Consider the following 18,232-nt stretch of genomic DNA (forward strand, 5'->3'; position numbering starts at 1 on the left):
GGGGGCCGGCGGCGACGCCCCATGGTCGGAGCCTCGAGCCGGGTGATCGGATCGGGAGCAGAGGGCCTCCCGAGGTACTGCGTGGACCGGGGTCGAGCTGCGACGGATCGAACTCCGTCGCGCGGGACCCACGCGCTCGGCGCAGCGGGCCGAGAATCATAGCGACGCTCGGTGGCCCTGGGAAGAGCCTGGGAGTCGGCCCGGACCCGAGCAGTCGCCGGCCGGGGCCGGTGGAGGTGCGGTCCGGCCGAGGCAGGTCCGCTGGAGGCCGGGCCCGACGACGCTGCGCCTGCCGAGGCAGGCCCGACCCAGCCGCCGTTCCGAACGGGGCCCCGGCCCCGGCCTCCCCCGCCGGGGGAGGCGCCGAGGCCGGGGTCCGGCGGCGGCTCAGCGCTTGCGGCGCCCGCCCGGGCGCACTTCGCGCCCGTCGGCTCGCAGGTAGTGGAAGATCGAGTCCTCGGTCTGGTCGTCGACCGCCCGGAAGATCAGCTCGCGCTTGTGCTTGTCTTCCAGGGCCTCGAGTTGGGCCCGGTCCTTCTTCTTGAGCCACTCGATCGTGTCGGTGTGGGTCAGAACCTCGATCTTGCTGAAGCCCTTCTGCGTCAGGGCCGAGCCCAGTCGCCGCAGCAGAGCCTGGGCCCGGGACTGGGCCGTGCGGCGCCGGCCAGTACCGCGGCAGGAGGGGCAGGCGTCGTAGACCAGGTTCGAGAGACCCGGGCCCAGGCGCTGACGGGTCAGCTCGAGCAGGCCGAACTGGGAGATTCGACCCAACTTGCTGCGCGCGCGGTCCTCGGCGATGGCGTCGCGCAGGGCGCGCTCCACGTGCCGGCGACTCGCGGGGCGCATCATGTCGATGAAGTCGAGCACCAGGATGCCGCCCATGTCGCGCAGACGGATCTGACGTGCGATCTCGGGCGCCGCCTCGAGGTTCGTCTTGAGGGCGATGTCCTCGAAGTCGGCCCCGTCGTCGCGGGTCCGGCCCGAGTTGACGTCGATGGCCACCAGGGCCTCGGTCTGGTCGATCACGATCGAACCACCCGAAGGCAACTCGACGCGGCGCGAGAAGATCTTCTCGAAGTCCTGCTCGATCGAATAGGTGTGGAACAGGGGCCGCGGCCCGTCGTGGAGCACCACGCGGTCGGTGTGCTCGGGCATGAGCTGCTTGGTGAACTCCACCATGCGATCGAAGACCTCGGGGTCGTCGACCAGGACCTTCTCCGTTCGCGACGAGAACAGGTCTCGCATGGTGCGGATGGCCACGTCCGACTCCTGATAGAGGGGCGCCGGATTGCGCCCCAGGACCAGCTTCTCGGAGAAGGTGGTCCAGACCGCCAGCAGGTAGTCCAGGTCGCGACGGATGTCGGACTTGGTCTTGCCGATGCCGGCCGTGCGCACGATCACGCCCATCCCGTCCGGGATGTCGAGGGACTGCAGGATGCGCTTCAACCGGCGCCGTTCCTTGTCGTCCTCGATCTTGCGGCTGACGCCTGTGCGCTCGAGCGAGGGCATCAGAACCAGGTAGCGACCGGGGATCGAGATGTAGGTGGTCAGCGTCGGCCCCTTGTCGCCGATCGCGTCCTTGGTGATCTGACCGACCACCAATTGGCCCTTCTTGAGCACCTCGTCCACGGACGGACGCCTACGCATGCGACCGCGACGCCGACCGTCCTGGGCCTTGGCTTTCGACTTGCCCTTGGCCTTCGACTTGCCACCGGAGTCCTCTCGCTCGGCGTCGTCGCCGTCGAACTCCTCCGGCTTGGGCCCCTTGTCCTCCCAATCCTCGACATCGGTTCGGGCGGCGAGCAGCTTCTCCAGCGCCCAGTCGTCCTCGCCGTAGCAATCCATCACGTCCGAGACGTGCAGGAAGCCGTTGCGTCCCTGGCCGAAGTCGACGAAGGCGGCCCCGATGGCCGACTCGATGTTGACGACTCGACCGCGGTAGATGTCGTTGACGTAGTTCTTGTGCTGGTCGACCGTCATCTGCAGGTCGACGATCTTCTGGCCCTCGACCACGACGACGCGCGTCTCCTCGGGGTCGACGGCGTTGACCAGGATCACCTGGTCACGCTTCGGCTCGGGGATCGACGGGGCGTCCTGACGGTCGGACCGGTCCGCCCTGTCCGCTTTGGTGGCCTTCGAGGTCTTGCCAGCCTTCTTCTTGGCTGCCTTGCCCTTCTTCTTGGAGCGGCCCGATCGCACAGGCTCGACCTCGGGCAGGTCATCGTCCAATTCGCCGGGGATGACCTCGATCGACACGGCACCGCGCTCATTGGACCGGTCGTCCGAGTCGCCGTCGTCCGCGTCGTCATCAGCAGCCTCCTCGCCCGAGCGCCCCTTGCGCTTGCGCCGACCGCCGCGGGAGCCCCGGCGGCGGGAGCGCTTGCGAGCGGCCTCGTCGAGGTCGACAGCGGAATCGGCCGAGTCGCGCTCGCCGTCTTCTTCGTCGTCGTCGTCCAGATCGGACCCGCTCCGAGCGGAACTCCCCCGACCGGCGCCCCCTCGCGAGGGCTCGGAGCGACTGGCCCGGTCACCGCCTCGCTCACTTCCGCGGGACGCACGGGTGCCTTCGGATTCGACCTCTTCGTCCTCGTCGTCGGCGTGGGGCTGCGTCTCCGCCGCCGTCCCAGCGGTGCGGCGTCGGCTGCGCCGGCGCGGACGCTTCTTGCGGGCGGGTGACTCGGACTCGGCTTCGGCCGTAGCCCCCACATCGCCGCTCGAGGCCCTTGCCTCGTCCGACTCGCGCTCGGCGCCCGCGCTGCGACTGCGGCGCTTGCGGCGCCTGGCTGGAGTGCGGTGCCCCCCGTCGTCGTCGGCCACTACGGTGCGCTCACGAACTGCCGGCTCGTCGTCCGGGGCCTCCCGCCGCGCCTCAGGGCGCCGCCCGTCGGAGCGATCGCCGCTCGAATGCTCGCCCTCGGGCGAGGTCGCCTCCGAACTGCGGTCGCTGCGACCCAGGGTTCGCCGGCGGCGGGGCCTGCGGCGACGGGCGCGTCCTGCGCCGTCTTCGTCGCTCCGCCCTTCGGTGTCGCGTCCCTCGATGGGACGGTCGGTGGCGGAGTCGCCCCTCGCTTCGCGAGGGGCAGCCGATTCTCGGGGCGCGCTGTCGTGCGCTGCCGCCGGTCCCGGGATCTCGAAGTCACCCGGGTTGGGCTGGTCGGTCATGGATTGTTCTTTTCAGTGCGCGTCGGGCAAGTCCGACGCGGCGCGGCGGCGGCTCGCGGTCGGAAGTCTTCCGACCCGTACGCGCCTGCGCGTGTGCTGGTCAGCGCGGATCTGGCCGCGCGGGATTGGATCCTGGCGAATCGATCGCAAGGAGGATGAGACGTGACCGCCTCGTGGCGCCGCGGCCGGCCGAGCGGGGCTGCAGGGAACCCGATGGGTCCGCGCGGCCGCCGTCGTACCCGACAACGCCGTCCCGGGGCGTCGCGCCCTCGCTGCGGCGGCTGGCGGGGTCCCCAGAAAGGACTGCCCCCCCTCGCACGTCGCGTGCGGGTCGCGCTCGAGTCCGGTGCCCGAGCACCCACCTAGGGCACCAGGACGGGCCTGACTCGGGTGGCATGGTCGCTGAATCGACGGTCGAAAGCGAACGCGAGAGGACAAATCGACCGCGATCGGAGCCGGCCGGGGCACTTCCCGTCGATCGGACCCCCGTCCCCCCCCCTTCCCCCGAACGCAGGGCGGGCGCCCCGCCCCCCGTTCCCGGGGGGGCGGAGCGCCCGTTCACGCTGACCCTGGAGGTCGCCTCAGGAGCCCGGGGTGGGTTCCACGAAGGGCGTCAGATCCACGTCCTGGCCAGGGGCGACCGGGTCATGCAGCGAGCTCTGAACATCGTTCGCGTTGCTGATCTCGTCGCCGATCAGCTCGCGCAGCTCATCGGAGTAGGCGGCCGTGCGTCGCTCCATCTCCCGCTTGAGGATCGACTGGGTGTCCTGGGCCGAGCGCACGATCGTGGGCGTGATGAAGACCATCAGGCTGCGACGCTCCTTGGTCTTCTCCTTGTACTTGAAGAAGAAGCTCAGGATCGGGATGTCGCCCAGGAAGGGCACCTTGCTCACGCGGTTGAGCTCGATGTCGGTGGACAGGCCACCGATCACCGCGGTCTGCCCGCTCTGCAGCAGCATCGAAGTGACGATCGTCGAGGAGCGCACGCGCGGCAGGGCGATGGAGCCCGAGGCGCCCGCTGCGCCGACCGTGAACACGTCGAAGCCGGCCGGAGCCAGGGAGCTGTCGCCCTGACCGGAGAGGCTGGTCTCCTTCGGGATCACGTCCATGGTCAACGAATTCGTGCCCGGGATGATGTTCGGCACCACCAGGAGCTGGAAACCGACCTCGACCGGCGAGCCCGAAGCCTCGACCACCGACAGGTTCAAGCCACCAGCCTGGCCCTGCTCGGTTTTGGCCTCGGCGTAGCGGATGGTCTCGCCGACGAAGATCGTCGCTTCACGACCGTCGAGGGCGATGATCTTGGGCGCCTGCACCACCTGGGTGCGGGTATCGCGCTGCAGCATCCGCAGGGTCGCGGTGACCCCGGTGAAGGACAGCGCCCCGAAGATCGTCTCCGGCACCACGGTGGTCGAACCCGCGTTGAGCAGCGGGTCGGTGAACGGACCCTGGCCCGAGTCGTTGGCGATGATGCCATCTTCCCAGCCGCCGTCGCCCAGGTCGAAGGGCAGCTTGATCGGGATCTGACCCATGGTCAGTCCGACACTGGGACCGAAGTCGCCGTAGTCGACGCCCAAGTTGAGCAGGTCGTCGTTGGTGGTGCTGACGAACTTCACGTCGACGAAGACCTGCATCGGCTCCACGTCGAGGCGCTCGATCATCTCGGCGATCTCCGCGTGCACCTGGGCGGTGTCGCGCACGATCAACACGTTCTGGTCGACCACGTAGTCGAGGTCACCGCCGGTGCTCAGCGCGTTGCGCATGGCCTCGATGATCGGGAAGTCCTTCTCGATCTCGCCGGTCGGCGCCTTGGCGGAGCCCGCGACGAACTCCGAGTTGATCACGGGTACGTAGTTGCCGCGCGGGCGCAGGTAGCGGAGTTGGTAGCTGCGCGTCTCGAGCTGCGCCTGGAGGGTCAGCGGGTCGACGACCCGCATGATCCCGCGGCCTTCCTCGACCACTGCGTAGCCCAGGGTCTTGACCGCCACGTCGAGGGCGTCGCGCCACGGCACGTTGGTCAGGCGCAGGGTCAGCGTTCCGCTGACCTCGGGCGCGACCACGATGTTGGCGCCGGAGACCTTGCCGATGGCGTCGATCACCTCGGTCAGGTCCGTGTCCTTGAAGCTGAAGGTGACGCGCGGCGGTCTGGTGAGCGTGAGCACGCCAGCGGTGCGCTCCTCGACCACGCAGCCCGCGAGCTCGGCGGCCAGCTCGAGCGCTTCGCGCCACGGAACGTCGGTGAGGTCCAGGGAGATCGCGTCGGACGCGGCTTCCTTGTCGAGGATGACGATGTTGGCGCCGGACTCGTCGCGGAGGAAGTCCACGACTTCCTGGAGCTGACGGCCCTCGAGCCGCAGCGACACGCGCGCGTCGGGGCTCTGCGCCTGCCCGAATGCCGGCGCAGCGATCGGGAGTGCGGCCGCAGCGGCGACCAGCAGGTGATGGAGCTTCATGGGTGGTTCCTGGGTGCGTGAATCGGACCCGCGCGCAGACCGAGGTGTCGGTGGCCCGCGCGCGGAGTGCTGGGATCAGAAGGGCAGGGTCAGCAAGACCCCACGGAAGATGAAGTCGAGCTCGCCGTCACGGACGGCGTAGAGGATCAGGTCGGAGCCGACCAGGTCGTTGGGCGAGAAGGCGTCGCCGTTGATCAGGGCCACGCGCTGACCGGGACCGAGATCCACGACCCCGTTCACCACCAGCTCCAGCTGCCCGAAGTCGATCACGGTCTCGGTCTTCTTGCGCAGGTCGTCGATGCGGTCGACCAGGGGGCGACGGAACTCGTCGATCCCAGCGATCTCGAGCCTCGGCTCGACGTTGCGGTAGGCCTCGAGTGCCATGCCGTACTCACCCGCCGCCATGTGCGTCTGCATCGACTCCACGGTCGAGCGCAGCACCTCCACCGGCAGCAGTTCGTCGTCGACTTCGTCGAGGACCGAGCGGATCTCGACCATTCGCTCGAGCACCCGGCTGCGGAAGCGCTGCTCGGCCGAGACGAAGCTGAGCGACCCCTCCTGCTCCAATCGACGGGCGTCGACCTCGAGCAGTGCCAGGTGCTCTTCGAGCGCCCTGCGGGCCTTCATCTCCGCAATCAGGTTGGGGGCGTTCTCCCAGGCCTGCAGCAACTCCTCGGCGGTGTCGACCCGGATCTCGAGGGCGTCGACCAGCTCGAGCTGCTCGGGGATCGGAACCCGCGTCGGCTCGTTGACGCTCAGTCGCGGATCGACCCAAGGGTCGCGGCGGTTGCCAGAGCCCATGTACTCGTAGGCCGGAATCTGCAGCTCGCGCTCGCGCGCCGCAATGGCGCCAGCCAGGCGGTCGCGCTTGCGGTCGTAGTTGTCGATCTCGACCGCCTTGATCCCGCTCTGCGGCGAGTAGACGTAGGTCTCGACTTCCATCTGGACCGAGTGATCCGCCTGGGACACACCGTCCTCGCCGGAGCCACGCTTGGCGGCGCGCAGCTTGAAGCTGGGCACTCGCATGAAGCGCTGGTGGCTCTCGATCAGGTCGAGGAAGGTCAGCATCTCGAAGCCGTCGGCCTCGAACTGGATGTTGTAGGCGACCCGCTGGAAGTCCTCCTTGTCCTTGGTCTTCTTGGACGTCCCCGGCGTCGTGTCGCGGATCGAGCTGATGACCACGCCCGAGTCCTGCTCGAAGTCGCGCAGGGTCCGGACGAAGTTCAGGATCTCGTCGTCGTTGGGCAGGATCGTCGCGATGATCTCGTCGGTCTCGCGGGCCAGGATGACCTCGTGCTCGACCTCGGGGGTCGTACGCACCAGGGCCCGGTCGCGGGCGATCTGGGACTCGAGGTCCTCGATGCGCTGACGCTTGGTGTCGAGCGACCCGCTCTGCATGTAGAGCAGGCCACCCAGGGCGAGGGCGATGCCGGTGCCCGAGGCGACGGCGATCGCAAGCTGCTTCTTCTCTTCCATGGCCATGGGATCAGCCCTCCTTCTTCTCGGCCGGCTTCTTGGCCGCCGCGACGGTTTGGGGCGGTTCCATCTCGTAGTCGAGGGTGAAGGAGAAGACCTCTGCGGGGATCAAGTCGGGGTCCTTGGTGTTGCGCTGCCCCTCGGGCGGCGCGGGCTCCTGGAAGCTCTCCGCGAAGGGCGAGTTCTGCAGGTCCTCGAAGAAGTTCGCGACCAGGCCGAAGTCTCCGTCGCCCGAGTGGGCGTTGGCGCGCAGGTTGCCGCCACTGGTGGCGCCCTTCTTGAGCTTGGTGGCGTCCGTCTGGACCACGTTCAGGTCGTCCATCCAGATCAGGTAGCGTTCGTCGCCGTCGCCGCCGCGGTTGATCACGTCGACGAGCTGGTCGATCTTCTCGGTCCAGCTGATGCGTTGGCTGACGATCTCGTCGAGGGTGCCCTCGCGAGACTCGAACAAGCGCTTCTCCTTCTCGAGCGACTTGTGGAAGTCCACCAGCGGCCCGAGGGTCGAGGCGTCGGACTCGAGCACCTCGAGTTGGCTCTCGGCCTCGGCCACGGGGCCGAAGGCGTTCCAGATCCAGAAGGAGAGCAGGCTGACGTTGATCGTCACGCCAGCGGCCACGGCGCCCATCAGGCGGATCGGGGTCCGCCGCGCGCGGCGGTACTCGTCGGGCAGTAGGTTGATTGAGATCACGCGACCCTCACTCGGCTGGCGAGCCCGATGGCGACGGCCAGCGTCGATGCGCAGGCCTCGAGTTCTTCGACGTCGACGCGGCTGGCGTCAACACGCAGCCCGTCCAGGGGATTCCAGGTGCGAGTCGGGCGACCGGTGCCCTGCTCGACCGCATTCACGAAGCCGGGGGCGAGGATCCCGCCGCCGGAGAGCAGGATCTCGTCGACGCGCACACCCTCGCGGTTCTCGACGAAGTCGAGCGACAGCGAGAGCTCGGAGACAAGGTCCTCGATCACGGGCGCGATCGCGCGACCGACTTCGACCTCGCGATCGCCGCTGTCGCGCTTGATCGCCTCGGCCTCGAAGGGCTCCAGGCCCAAGCGGCGCGCGGTGGCCTTGGTCATGTCGCTGCCGCCGATGCCGATCTCGCGGCTGAAGCAGGTCTCTCCGCCACGCAGCACGTTGATCTGGGTGCGGGTCGAGCCGACGTCCACCAGGGCGGTGGCGACGTCCTCTTCGCCCCGGGCCTGCTCGCCTTCGCACAGCTCCCAGGCGTTGCCCAGAGCGAAGACGTCCACGTCGACCACGACGGGGCTCAGGCCGTTGACGACCAGGTCGTCGAGCTGTCGGTGGACGACGCCCTTCTGGCAGGCGACGAGGACGACGCCCATCTGCGGCTCGCCGTTCTCACCCTCGAGGGAGCCGTTGCTGTCGAGCCGGTGGCAGTCCAAGAGGACCTCGTCCGGATCGAAGGGCAGGTACTTGTCCGACTCGAAGCGGATGGCCTGGGCCAACTCGGAGTCCGACATGGGGACCATCGAGATGTAGCGCACGACCACCGCCTGGCCCGCGACGGAGGTCGCCACCTGCTTGGAGCGAAACTCTCCCTTCGAGAGCAGTTCGGCGACCGCTTCGGCGCGCTCGCCCTCGGGGGGCAACTCGATGCGGGCGAAACCGGTGATGACCGGTTCGGGCCCGTCCATCGTGATCTCGACCGCCTTCAGGGCCTGGCTGCCGAGGTCCAGACCGATGACGCTCTTGGCTCTGCGGAACAAGTGGGACTCCCCGTGGGATGGGCCCGCGCCTTGCTTGGGCGGCGTCGGGCCGGTGAAGAACCTGCGCAGGGGCGCCAATGAGGACGCTCCCGTCGCGGTTTGTCTTCGACCCGGGTCTCGGGGGAGATTGAGGGCGCTCCGGAAAAGGGGCGGCCTGAGAGCCGATCTGGGTCAGCCGCTCGAAGGCCGTGACCGAACGGCGGGACAACGAGATCGGACAGAGAAACAATTGCCCGGAAGTCCTTTCCGAGCCCAACGGCGGACCACGTTCGCGCCGCACCGCGCAGGCCACCCGCTCGCTGTCGTGGCGCTGGCGCGACCCTCAGTCGAGCTCGCCGAAACCCGCCGAGAACAACCCGGACACGGCGCTCAGCAGACTCTCGGCGTCCTCACCGCTGGCGAAGAGTTCGAGGCGCGCGCCATAGGCGGCATTCAAGGTCATCAGCTCGAGGATGCTCTTGCCGTTGACCGTACGCCCGTCGTAGGCGACCCGCAGTTCGGACCGGAACCCCAGGGCCGTGGACACGACCGCGTGACAGGGACGCGCATGCAGTCCCTGGGAGTTGCAGACCTCGACCTCGAGCTTCTGGCTCGTCACGTCTCGTTTGGATCCGAACACGCGGTGCTTCTCGGGTTGCGACCCCGGCCCCGGCAGCGCCTCTCTGGCGCCCATGGCACGGGGGGACGACCGGCCACGATCGACGCTCAGACGACCGACATCTCTTTCAGGAGATCGACCAGCTCGGTGCGGTTCTTGGCGCTGATCGCAAAGCGACGGAAGTCGTCGTGGCGCCCCAGGCGTGAGATCCAGCGCATCATCTCGAGATGGCGCTCGGGGTCGTGCTCGTCGGTCGCCTCGGCCGGCCGCAGCACCATGAAGAAAAGCTGGACCGGGGCGCCGTCGATGGCGCGCCAATCGACACCATCCGGATGGACCGAGAGGCTGCAGAGCGCCCGATCGAGGCCCTCGAGCTTGACGTGCGGAATGGCCACGCCCATTCCGACTCCGGTGGAGGCCAACTTCTCACGGGCGACCAGGGCCTCGATCGCCGGCTCGGCCAGGGCGCTCTCCAGTTGGTCCGACTTGATCAGTCCGTCGACGAGCTCACCGAAGATCGACTCGTGATCGGTTCCCTTCAGCTTCAGGATGCAGGCCTTGGGCTTGAAGAGCTTCCAGGCGGCTTGGACGCGGATCGTCATCGGGTTGGGGCTGGGCAGCGTGAATCTGGACTTCGGGCGACGGTGGCGAATCGGAAGAGACTAGCAGATCGGCCGCAGTCCTGCCCCGGGGGCCCTGGAGGGCTGAATTGGGGCGCGCCCACGCCCCACCAGGGGTGCGTGGGCGCGCCGCGGAAGGGATCCGGGCTCCTCCAGGGACCCGGGCCCGCCTGCCGGGGGTCGGCTGCCAGCCGCGCCCCCCCGGGGACTCATTCCTCCTCGGACCGTCCCTGCCGGCGGCTGCCGGAGAGCTTCTCCTTGTGCTTGCGCAGCGCGCGAGCCATGCGATCCACCGACTCGTCGAGGGCCTGACTCAGGGTCGGCGCCTTGGAGTCCACCACTAGCACGACCCCGCGCCGGGCATTGGCGACGAGCTCGACTCGGTGAGAATCCGGCTCCTGGTCGAGTACGGCACGAATGGACTGGGTCCGATCGAAGAAACGGGCGAGACCCTGGAGCTTGTCCTCGACCTGCTCGCGCACGTTCGTCGGATAGCTGGAGTGGGGGATCGACACTTCGACGTTCATCGAGACTCCCGATGTTGGGCTGGCATACGCCGCGTAGCGCGGTCCTGCCGGCATCTTGCTTGCTCCGGTTCGCGCGGGCCCCTTGCCCCCCCGATCCCGCGCTCCTCCCCTTCGGTCGCGACCCGCGCCGGGCTCGACCTTCAAACCGGGATTCACCCCGGGAAGCGAGCGCGGGGTGGGTGCGACCAGCCGGGGCTCGGCGGGCTGCGGCTGACGCCTGGGGGGAGAGGCTCATCGTGCGGACCGCTCCGGTGGTCGCAGTCCCTGTCCGCGGGGTCGCGGACGCGCGGGGACCCGGCCCTCGGAGATCGGCTCCACCCTAGCAGGCCGCCGCGGACCTGGTGCGCGGCCCGACGTCCTGTCTCGAAACTGCCCAGGGACAGCCCTCGGGCGGGCACGTAGGGCCCAGCGACGCCCCGCCGTCAGCCCTGGAACAGCCCGGCGGCCCCGCGTGGGCCGGCCAGGCGTCCCGTGAAACAGCGCTCCGGATAGCGGACCCGCAGTAGCCACAGGCCCCCCGCGGGCGCGGTGGCACCCGCCCGCCGCCGGTCGCCCGAGGCCAGGATCGCATCCACGTCGCTCGGCACGAGGCGCCCCCGCCCCACATCGATCAGCGTGCCGGCGATGGTGCGGACCATGTTGTAGAGGAAGCCGTTGCCTTGGACGACGATGGCGAAGCGGTCGCGACGGGCCACCAGGCGCACGTGCTCGACCGTGCGCACGGTCGAGGTGCGGGGCGAGCCCGAGCTCGCCAGGGCCGCAAAGTCCCGCTGGCCCAGGAACCTCGATGCCGCGTCGCGCATGGCGGCCTGGTCGAGGGGCTCACGGGTCCAATGGAATTGCCCCTCGGCGAAGGGCGGGCGAAAGGGGGTGGTGACGGTCAGGTAGAGGTAGCGCTTGCCGGTGGCGCTGAAGCGCGCGTGAAAATCGTCGGGGCAGGTCTCCACCCGACGCACCACCACGCCCTCGTCCAGGTGAGCGTTCAGGGCGTGGCACAGGCGCTGGTCGTCGAGGGACGTGTCCACGTGGCAGCTCGCCACTTGGCCCAGGGCGTGGACCCCGGTGTCGGTTCGGCCAGCGCCGTGCACGACCACCCGGTCACCGAGCAACGACTCGAGCCCCTCCTCGACGGCCTGTTGCACGGAACCGAAGCCCTCCTGGCGCTGCCAGCCGAAGAAGCGCGAGCCGTCGTAGGCGATCAACAGGCGGACGTTTCGCATCGCGCCGGGAGTCTACCCATCGACGCGGCGAGCTCGGGTCAGTTGAAGCGTCGGCGCCGGTAGGAGCTGGGGATGCCCAGTTCCTGGCGGTACTTCGCCACGGTGCGTCGGGCCAGGTGCACCCCGCCCGCGGCCAGGCGGGCCACGGCCTCGTCGTCGGACAGGGGCGCGGCCGGATCTTCGCCGGCGAACAGGACGCGCACGCGCTCGCGCACCTCGTCGGCGGCGCTGCCCTGGCCCTCGCCGCCACCGGCGGAGGCCTGGAAGAAGCGCCGCAGGGGCTCGATGCCCCAGGGTGTTTGGGCGTACTTGCCGGCCACGGCGCGGCTGATCGTGCTGACGTGCAGCTCGAGCTCGTCGGCCACGTCGGTCATGGACAGGGGCGTGAGAGCGCTGGGCCCCTGCTCGAGGTAGGCGTGTTGGTGGGCGAAGACGGTGCGCGCCACCCGCTCGAGGGTCGCCTGGCGCTGGTCGAGCGCATCGATCAGCGCGCGCGCCTCCCCCACCTTGCCCCGGGCGTAGGCGCGCACCTCCTTGGGCTGCGCCCGATCGGTGGCCAGCCCCACCAGCTCGGGGTCGAGGGCGACCGTGGGGAGGTGACTGCGCGGGAACTCGATCGCGAAGCCGGCGCCGTCCAGCGCCAACACGACCACGTCCGGCGCCACGGATGGCACCGACTCGGTCTCCACCGCGGCGATCGGCCGCGGTTGCAGCTCCCCCAGGCGGCCGACCAGGCGGTTGATCTCGCCCACGTCGAGTCCCAGCCGCTTGGCGACCTGGGGCAACTTGTTGCGGTAGACCTCGTCGAGGAAGCGCTCGATCAGAGCGCACAGTCGGCCGTAGTCCGGATCGGCGGGCTCGAGCTGCAGGAGCAGGGCTTCGGTGGCATCGCGCCCGCCCAGGCCGCGCGGTTCGAGTCGCTGTAGGGCCGCGATGGCATCGGCGAGTTCGCCCAGACCACCTGGGAGTCCGTCGCGCAGGCCATCGGTCAGGAGCGCCTCGTCCGAATCGGTCAAGAGCCCGTCGCCGTCGAGCCGGTCCACCAGCCAGCCGGCCCAGGCCGCGGTCGCCGCGCGCAGATCGAGCCAGCCGAGCTGCTCGAGCACGCCCTCGCGCCAATGCTCCCCCTGGGCTTCCTGGGAGGCGAGCCACTCCGCGTGGCGGTCACTCGCGCCAGTTCGGGCGCGGGGCCCGACGTTGCGCTCGGTCGGTCGGGGCGGCCCCTCGGGCTCCTCGACCACGAGGGCCGCATTCGACTCGAAAGCCTCGCGCAGCCAGGTGGAGAGCTCCATCGAGGGCAGCTGCAAGAGCTCGATCGCCTGCAGCATCTTCGGCAGCATCAACTGCTGTTGCTGTGCCGACTGTGTGAGTCGCGGTCCGTTGCCTCCGATGGCCATGCCGGTGGCTATCGACCGGCCCAGGCGAGGGATTGAGGGCGGCGCCGCGCCGTCGTCCCAGCCGGGTCTCCCGATCCCGAGCGGGACCCGGGACCCACGGAGACTCAGGAGCCGTCGTCGGGGCGACGCGTGCGCACGGCGGTCCGGCCCTCGAGGGCGTCCTCGAGCACGCCGCGGTGCAGGTACTCGAGCGCGGAGCCCGCGGGCAGGCCGCGAGCCAAGCGCGTGACCCGCACCGGCAGCCCGGCCCGCTCGACGGCCTCGAGCACCAGCATCGCCGTGGCCTCGCCCTCCGCGTCCGGGTCCGTACCCAGGATCACCTCGCGCACGGCACCCTCGCGCAGTCGTTCGACCAGGCGGCCGAGGTTCAAGTGCTCCGAGTCCGAGCCCTCCGCCGGCTGCAGCGAGCCCATCAGCACGTGGTACAGCCCACCGTGGGCCCCCGACCGCTCCACGGCCTCGACCGCCCGCGGCTCCTCGACCACCAAGAGTTGGCTGCGGTCGCGGCCCTCGTCCGAGCAAATCGCACAGGGGTCCCCCTCCGACAGGTTCCCGCACACCGAGCAGAAGAGCGTCTCGCCCCGCGCCCGCCCGATGGCCTCCGCCAGTCGCCCACCGTCCGCGTTCCGCAGGACGTGGAACGCCAGCCGCTCCGCCGTGCGTCGCCCGATCCCCGGAAAACGCTCGAACGCCTCCACCAACTCCTCGAGCGCCTTCGGATAAGCCATGCCTTGTTCCCGCTGAGCCTACCGCCCAGGAACTCCCGCGTCCCGCCTCGCCTGATCCCGCGGTACCCCGTCGCCCCCGACATCGCCCCCGTCCCGACCAAGCCCCAGCGGAGGGTGGCGGGGGATCAGCGGGCGCGCAGCGCGTCGGTAGTCGCCGCTGGCAAGGCGCGCCGACGACCGCGTGCCCCCTGGACACGCCGAGGAGGCGCAACGCAGCCAGCGGCGACTACCGGCGCGCTGCGCGCCCGCTGATCCCCCGACGCCCGTAGCTAGAACATGCCCGGGAGCTGCATGCCTCCGGTGACCTTGGTCATGGTCTGCTCGGCGAGCTGCTCGGCCTTGGTCAGGCCGTCCTGCACCGCGCTCAGGACCAGGTCCTCGATCATGGACTTGTCACCGGTCTTGATGACCTCGTCGCTGATCGACAGGGACTGCACCCGGCGGTCGCCGGTGACTTCGACGCGCACCGCCCCCCCGCCGGCGGTGCCTTCGACCACGGCTTCGGCCAGCTCGCTGCGAATCCGCTCGAGCTGGCGCTGCATCTCTTGGGCCTGCTTGAGCAGGTTCCCCATCTCGCCGAATGATCCGGCCATCTACGGTTCCTCGATGTGTCCGTCGAACAGGTCCGCGACCTGTCTGGTGAAGGGGTCCTGTTCGACCTTGGGAGGTGGAGGGGTCGCGGCATCGCCGACGACGAACTCCACCGTGATTTCTCGGCCCATGGCTCCCGAGAGGGCGCGCTCGCACGCTCGCCGACTGCGCTTGTCGGCCAAGAGGGCCTGCTCGTCCGCGCTGGCCTTGGAGACCAGGATACGCGCCATGGAGCCGGAGCCTTGGAGCTTGCCGCTGCGACGCAACAGGTCGGCCAGGGTCCGATGGCGCGCATCGAGAGCGCCGACGAGAGCCTTCCAGGGCTCGAGTGCCGGGGCTGCCGCGGGACCGGGGGCCGGCTGGGGGGTGTCCGGCGACCGCGGCGCGGCGCCTGGCGCGGTCGCGGGCCCAGTGGCGGGGCCCGTCGGCTGTTGAACCGATCGGGTAGCGCTCGCGCCGACCGGGGGCGGTGTCGGCTGGATCGAAACGGGAAGTTGACCGCCACTCGCCGGCCCAGCCGTGTGCCCAGCCACGGAGGCACCGCCCAAACGCGCCTCCAACGAAGCCAAGCGAGCCTCGAGCTCAGCCAGCGACATGGTCGCCTCGAGGGTGCAGAGCTCGAGCAGCGCCGATTCGAGCACCACACGCTCGCTGCCGGCCAGGTGGCGCATGCGCTCGCGGGCGCGGATCAGGTCGGCGAGCATCAGCTCGAGCCGGCCGCGCCCCAGGGCCTTGGCCCGGGCCAGCAGGGCCTCGCCGGCCGCGGGACCGCCCTCCAGGTGCGGCGAGCCCGCGCCGCACACGCCGGCCACCACGATCGATCGGACCACGTCGAGTAGAGCACCGGCCAGCTCGCCCTCGCGACCGGCCCAAGCCGCCACCGCGTCGAGGGCAGCGGCGCGGTCGCCGGCGCCGAGTGCGTCCACCAAACCGAGCAGCTCCTGCAGGCCGGCGCCGCCGGAGAGGCGCGCCAGGTCGGCCAGCTGGGGCGAATTGCCAGCCAGGGCCAGGAGCTGATCGGCCAGGGACAGTGCGTCGCGCATGCCGCCGCGCGCGCGCCGCGCCAGCTCGGCGGCGACGCCGTCGGCGGCCGTGACGCCCTCCGCGTCGAAGACCGTCGCCAGGCGTCCGGCGATCTGCTCCTCGCGGATCGGCGACAGGCGCATGACCTGGCAGCGCGAGAGGATCGTGTCGGGGACCTTGTGCAGCTCGGTCGTCGCGAAGAGGAACTTGACGTGCGACGGCGGCTCTTCGAGGGTCTTGAGCAGCGCGTTGAACGCCGCCCGCGAGAGCATGTGGACCTCGTCCACGATGTAGACCTTGTAGCGTGAATCGACCGGCGCGTAGCCCACGGATTCGCGCAGCTCGCGCACGTCGTTGACCGAGGTGTTCGACGCGGCGTCGATCTCGATCACGTCGAACTCGGCGCCCTCGTCGGAGGCCAGGCAGCGCTCGCACTCACCGCAGGGATCCGGCGTCGGGCCCTTCACGCAGTTGAGCGCCTTGGCCAGGATCCGCGCGGTGGTCGTCTTGCCCGTCCCGCGCGGTCCGGCGAAGAGGTAGGCGTGGCCGACCCGGTCGTCCTCGATCGCGCCGCGCAGGACGCCGGTCACGACCTCCTGCCCCACCATGTCCTCGAAGCGGCGAGGGCGGTACTTGCGGGCGAGGACCAGGTAGCTCATGTCGGGGCCAAGTAGCTCGTGACGATTGCGGTGCGGGGGTTCCCGCAGTCCATGCGGTGCGGGGGATCCCCGGGAGTTTGGCCACCCCTGCGAAACGGGCCTTGCGAAACGGGCCCAGCCCGGCGCCGTCGGCTACACAGGACCCGGTCTGGTCGAGCCCGCACTGGCTTGTGTGGCCGGCGGCACCAGTCCGTCAGTCCCAGGGCCGACGGGCCAGCCCAGGAGACCCGAAGAGGCCCGAAGTGAGTGGCCCGGTGTCGGTCGCCCCGGGCGCGTCCGGGCGAGCGCGCCAGTGGGTCCGGGCCGACCGCGCTTGGCAGACGATCCTTAGGGCTGCTCCGTTTCCGGCCTGACCCGGTTCGAATCACTCCCACCGCGGGGGACCGAACCCACTGTCGCGCTCGCCGCGCGCCCGTGTTGGACGGCCAACTCGGGCCGCCCATCATAGATGACCGCGGCGCCGATGGCCGCTGCTAGATCGAGCTGTCCCGACGACCGCGGCTCGCGACGGCGACCCGTCGCTTCAGCCGTCACTACAGTCCGCATCGGAACGGCGCCGCTCGCGTCGACGGAAGTGGCGGAGAGGGAGGGATTCGAACCCTCGATGCCGGGGATACCGACATACGCGCTTTCCAAGCGCGCTCCTTAAGCCGCTCGGACACCTCTCCGCTCGATTCCGTTGCTCTTGTTCGCTCGTGTTGCTCACCCACGGGCCGCGGCGCGCGCGGCCGGTGGTTGGCGGAGAGGGTGGGATTCGAACCCACGGTGCCCGTAAGGACACACTGGTTTTCGAAACCAGCCCATTCGGCCACTCTGGCACCTCTCCGTCCTGTGGCGGGGAAGTGTAGCGTCCGGGCCCACGGCGCAAAAGGGGCCCCGCGAGGTCGATGGATCCCCGGGCTCAATCGAAGCACGGGCCGGCCTCGCCGCGCTTGGCGGGCCGGGCGAGGCGCGACCCTCAGCGATCGGCGGACTCGCCGGGGGAGTCCTCGGCAGCGTTGCCTCCGACGTCAGCCCCATCCGCGCCGACGGTGCCGCCGGCAGCTCCTGCGCGCCGGGCCCGACGCCGCTCCCGCAGACCCTCGCGGTGGCGCCGGAAGAAGCCCACCAGCAGTGCCGCCGAGTCCTGCGCCCGTAGTCCCTCGTCGACCTCCGCCCGGTGGTTCAGGCGCGGGTCGGTCAGCACTTGGCCGAGGGATACGGCCGCGCCGAACTTGGGGTCGCGCGCGGCCCAGACGACCCGCGCGACGCGGGCCTGGGAGATGGCTCCGGCGCACAGGAAGCAGGGCTCCACGGTCGTGTAGAGGGTCGTGCCCGGCAGCCTCAGGTCGCCGCTCGAGCGGCAGGCGGCGCGGATTGCGAGCACCTCCGCGTGGGCCGTCGGGTCGACCAGAGCTCGTGTTCGGTTGTGGGCGCGGGCCAGGATCTGGTCCCCTCGCACCAGCACTGCGCCGATCGGCACCTCGTCCTCGGCTGCGGCCGCACGGGCCTCGGCCAGGGCCAGGTCCATGAAGTGGAGGTCGCGGTCCCGTGCCCCCTCCGGTTCATCCTCGCGGGAGGTTCCGGGGGTGGCCCCGGATGCGTCCCCACGCCCTTCGAACGGGTCACGGGGTCGGGCGTCGTCGGAAGCGCACATGGCTGGCGGAGATTGTCGCCGATCCCCCCCCGCGGTCGCTCGATCCCGTGCGGGGCCGGCCGATCGGTGTCCCGAGGGCTGCAATGTCTCGCGGGCCGGTCTACCGCGAACGGCAAACGCCCCCGTGCAGTCGACGTGCGTCGATCCGTCGCGGGGGCGCTGCGGTTCCACGGATCGGAGCCGCGATCGAGCCCCGTCCGAAGAGCCCCGTCCGAAGAGCCCCGTCCAACGAGCCCGCCCGGTCGACGATGCTGCCATCGATGAGGGTGGTACACCCCACAGGATTCGAACCTGTAACCTCCTGATCCGTAGTCAGGTGCTCTATCCAGTTGAGCTAGGGGTGCCCGTTGGGGCGAGGATTAGAGCGGGTCACGGGGGGAGTGTCAAGACGACCGAAGGCCCTGGGTCGACCCATCCGCC

The 18,232-nt window shown here is 70.1% G+C and carries 14 protein-coding genes, 3 tRNA genes and 1 other RNA gene; all 18 read right to left on the bottom strand.

Translation table 11 applies throughout. From position 1 onward, the window contains the following. Positions 1 to 387 precede the first annotated feature (387 nt). The 18 genes from Pla133_RS18875 to Pla133_RS18960 all read right to left on the bottom strand — a co-directional run bounded on the left by Pla133_RS18875 (position 388) and on the right by Pla133_RS18960 (position 18,156). Positions 388 to 2,817 carry an Rne/Rng family ribonuclease gene (locus Pla133_RS18875; protein WP_419195403.1) on the bottom strand — a complete coding sequence of 810 codons (2,430 nt, stop codon included), beginning with the start codon at positions 2,815 to 2,817 and terminating at the stop codon, positions 388 to 390. 926 nt (positions 2,818 to 3,743) lie between these two features. Further along, complete coding sequence (locus Pla133_RS18880) at positions 3,744 to 5,615, bottom strand: type II secretion system protein GspD (protein ID WP_145068124.1); 1,872 nt, start codon at positions 5,613 to 5,615, stop codon at positions 3,744 to 3,746. Positions 5,616 to 5,690: 75 nt separating this feature from the next. Beyond that, on the bottom strand, positions 5,691 to 7,097 hold the full coding sequence (locus Pla133_RS18885) for a hypothetical protein (protein ID WP_145068125.1): 1,407 nt from the start codon (positions 7,095 to 7,097) through the stop codon (positions 5,691 to 5,693). A gap of 4 nt (positions 7,098 to 7,101) precedes the next feature. Beyond that, positions 7,102 to 7,779 (bottom strand): PilN domain-containing protein, encoded by a 678-nt coding sequence (locus Pla133_RS18890; RefSeq protein WP_145068126.1) that lies wholly within the window; start codon positions 7,777 to 7,779, stop codon positions 7,102 to 7,104. Then, positions 7,776 to 8,813, bottom strand: a complete 1,038-nt coding sequence (pilM, locus tag Pla133_RS18895) for a type IV pilus assembly protein PilM (protein WP_419191730.1) — start codon at positions 8,811 to 8,813, stop codon at positions 7,776 to 7,778. Before pilM ends, Pla133_RS18890 begins: the two co-directional genes overlap by 4 nt. A 322-nt stretch (positions 8,814 to 9,135) precedes the next feature. After that, positions 9,136 to 9,411: an HPr family phosphocarrier protein gene (locus tag Pla133_RS18900; protein WP_419195404.1), complete on the bottom strand. Its 276-nt coding sequence runs from the start codon at positions 9,409 to 9,411 to the stop codon at positions 9,136 to 9,138. A gap of 107 nt (positions 9,412 to 9,518) precedes the next feature. Further along, positions 9,519 to 10,013: a PTS sugar transporter subunit IIA gene (locus tag Pla133_RS18905; RefSeq protein WP_145068129.1), complete on the bottom strand. Its 495-nt coding sequence runs from the start codon at positions 10,011 to 10,013 to the stop codon at positions 9,519 to 9,521. A 227-nt stretch (positions 10,014 to 10,240) separates the two neighbouring features. Next, positions 10,241 to 10,558, bottom strand: a complete 318-nt coding sequence (hpf, locus tag Pla133_RS18910; protein WP_419191732.1) for a ribosome hibernation-promoting factor, HPF/YfiA family — start codon at positions 10,556 to 10,558, stop codon at positions 10,241 to 10,243. A gap of 422 nt (positions 10,559 to 10,980) precedes the next feature. After that, positions 10,981 to 11,778 (bottom strand): tRNA pseudouridine(38-40) synthase TruA, encoded by a 798-nt coding sequence (gene truA / locus Pla133_RS18915; protein ID WP_145068131.1) that lies wholly within the window; start codon positions 11,776 to 11,778, stop codon positions 10,981 to 10,983. A 38-nt stretch (positions 11,779 to 11,816) separates the two neighbouring features. Continuing rightward, entirely contained in the window at positions 11,817 to 13,175 is a 1,359-nt protein-coding gene (gene rpoN, locus Pla133_RS18920) for an RNA polymerase factor sigma-54 (RefSeq protein ID WP_145068132.1), read from the bottom strand. 104 nt (positions 13,176 to 13,279) lie between these two features. Beyond that, the gene (gene recR / locus Pla133_RS18925; RefSeq protein WP_145068133.1) at positions 13,280 to 13,903 is read right to left on the bottom strand and encodes a recombination mediator RecR; all 624 of its coding nucleotides are present in this window, start codon (positions 13,901 to 13,903) and stop codon (positions 13,280 to 13,282) included. Positions 13,904 to 14,172: 269 nt separating this feature from the next. Further along, the gene (locus Pla133_RS18930) at positions 14,173 to 14,496 is read right to left on the bottom strand and encodes a YbaB/EbfC family nucleoid-associated protein (RefSeq protein ID WP_145068134.1); all 324 of its coding nucleotides are present in this window, start codon (positions 14,494 to 14,496) and stop codon (positions 14,173 to 14,175) included. Next, complete coding sequence (gene dnaX / locus Pla133_RS18935; protein ID WP_145068135.1) at positions 14,497 to 16,176, bottom strand: DNA polymerase III subunit gamma/tau; 1,680 nt, start codon at positions 16,174 to 16,176, stop codon at positions 14,497 to 14,499. It abuts the gene before it with no gap. Positions 16,177 to 16,469: 293 nt separating this feature from the next. Continuing rightward, positions 16,470 to 16,565, bottom strand: an RNA gene (ffs, locus tag Pla133_RS18940) — signal recognition particle sRNA small type. Between the two features lie 186 nt (positions 16,566 to 16,751). Then, positions 16,752 to 16,844 (bottom strand) — tRNA-Ser (locus Pla133_RS18945). Between the two features lie 68 nt (positions 16,845 to 16,912). Beyond that, a tRNA-Ser gene (locus tag Pla133_RS18950) sits at positions 16,913 to 17,002 on the bottom strand. 132 nt (positions 17,003 to 17,134) lie between these two features. Next, positions 17,135 to 17,812, bottom strand: a complete 678-nt coding sequence (gene tadA / locus Pla133_RS18955; protein WP_145068136.1) for a tRNA adenosine(34) deaminase TadA — start codon at positions 17,810 to 17,812, stop codon at positions 17,135 to 17,137. A gap of 267 nt (positions 17,813 to 18,079) precedes the next feature. Further along, positions 18,080 to 18,156, bottom strand: a tRNA-Arg gene (locus Pla133_RS18960). Positions 18,157 to 18,232: the final 76 nt, after the last annotated feature.

Origin of the sequence: Engelhardtia mirabilis, assembly GCF_007748095.1 — a bacterium.
Lineage (GTDB): Bacteria > Planctomycetota > UBA1135 > UBA1135.

Coding starts and splice junctions, on each gene's coding strand:
- Pla133_RS18880 (WP_145068124.1), bottom strand. CDS start 5,615: ATGAAGCTCCATCACCTGCTGGTCGCCGCTGCGGCCGCACTCCCGATC.
- Pla133_RS18885 (WP_145068125.1), bottom strand. CDS start 7,097: ATGGCCATGGAAGAGAAGAAGCAGCTTGCGATCGCCGTCGCCTCGGGC.
- Pla133_RS18905 (WP_145068129.1), bottom strand. CDS start 10,013: ATGACGATCCGCGTCCAAGCCGCCTGGAAGCTCTTCAAGCCCAAGGCC.
- hpf (WP_419191732.1), bottom strand. CDS start 10,558: ATGAACGTCGAAGTGTCGATCCCCCACTCCAGCTATCCGACGAACGTG.
- truA (WP_145068131.1), bottom strand. CDS start 11,778: ATGCGAAACGTCCGCCTGTTGATCGCCTACGACGGCTCGCGCTTCTTC.
- rpoN (WP_145068132.1), bottom strand. CDS start 13,175: ATGGCCATCGGAGGCAACGGACCGCGACTCACACAGTCGGCACAGCAA.
- recR (WP_145068133.1), bottom strand. CDS start 13,903: ATGGCTTATCCGAAGGCGCTCGAGGAGTTGGTGGAGGCGTTCGAGCGT.
- Pla133_RS18930 (WP_145068134.1), bottom strand. CDS start 14,496: ATGGCCGGATCATTCGGCGAGATGGGGAACCTGCTCAAGCAGGCCCAA.
- dnaX (WP_145068135.1), bottom strand. CDS start 16,176: ATGAGCTACCTGGTCCTCGCCCGCAAGTACCGCCCTCGCCGCTTCGAG.
- tadA (WP_145068136.1), bottom strand. CDS start 17,812: ATGTGCGCTTCCGACGACGCCCGACCCCGTGACCCGTTCGAAGGGCGT.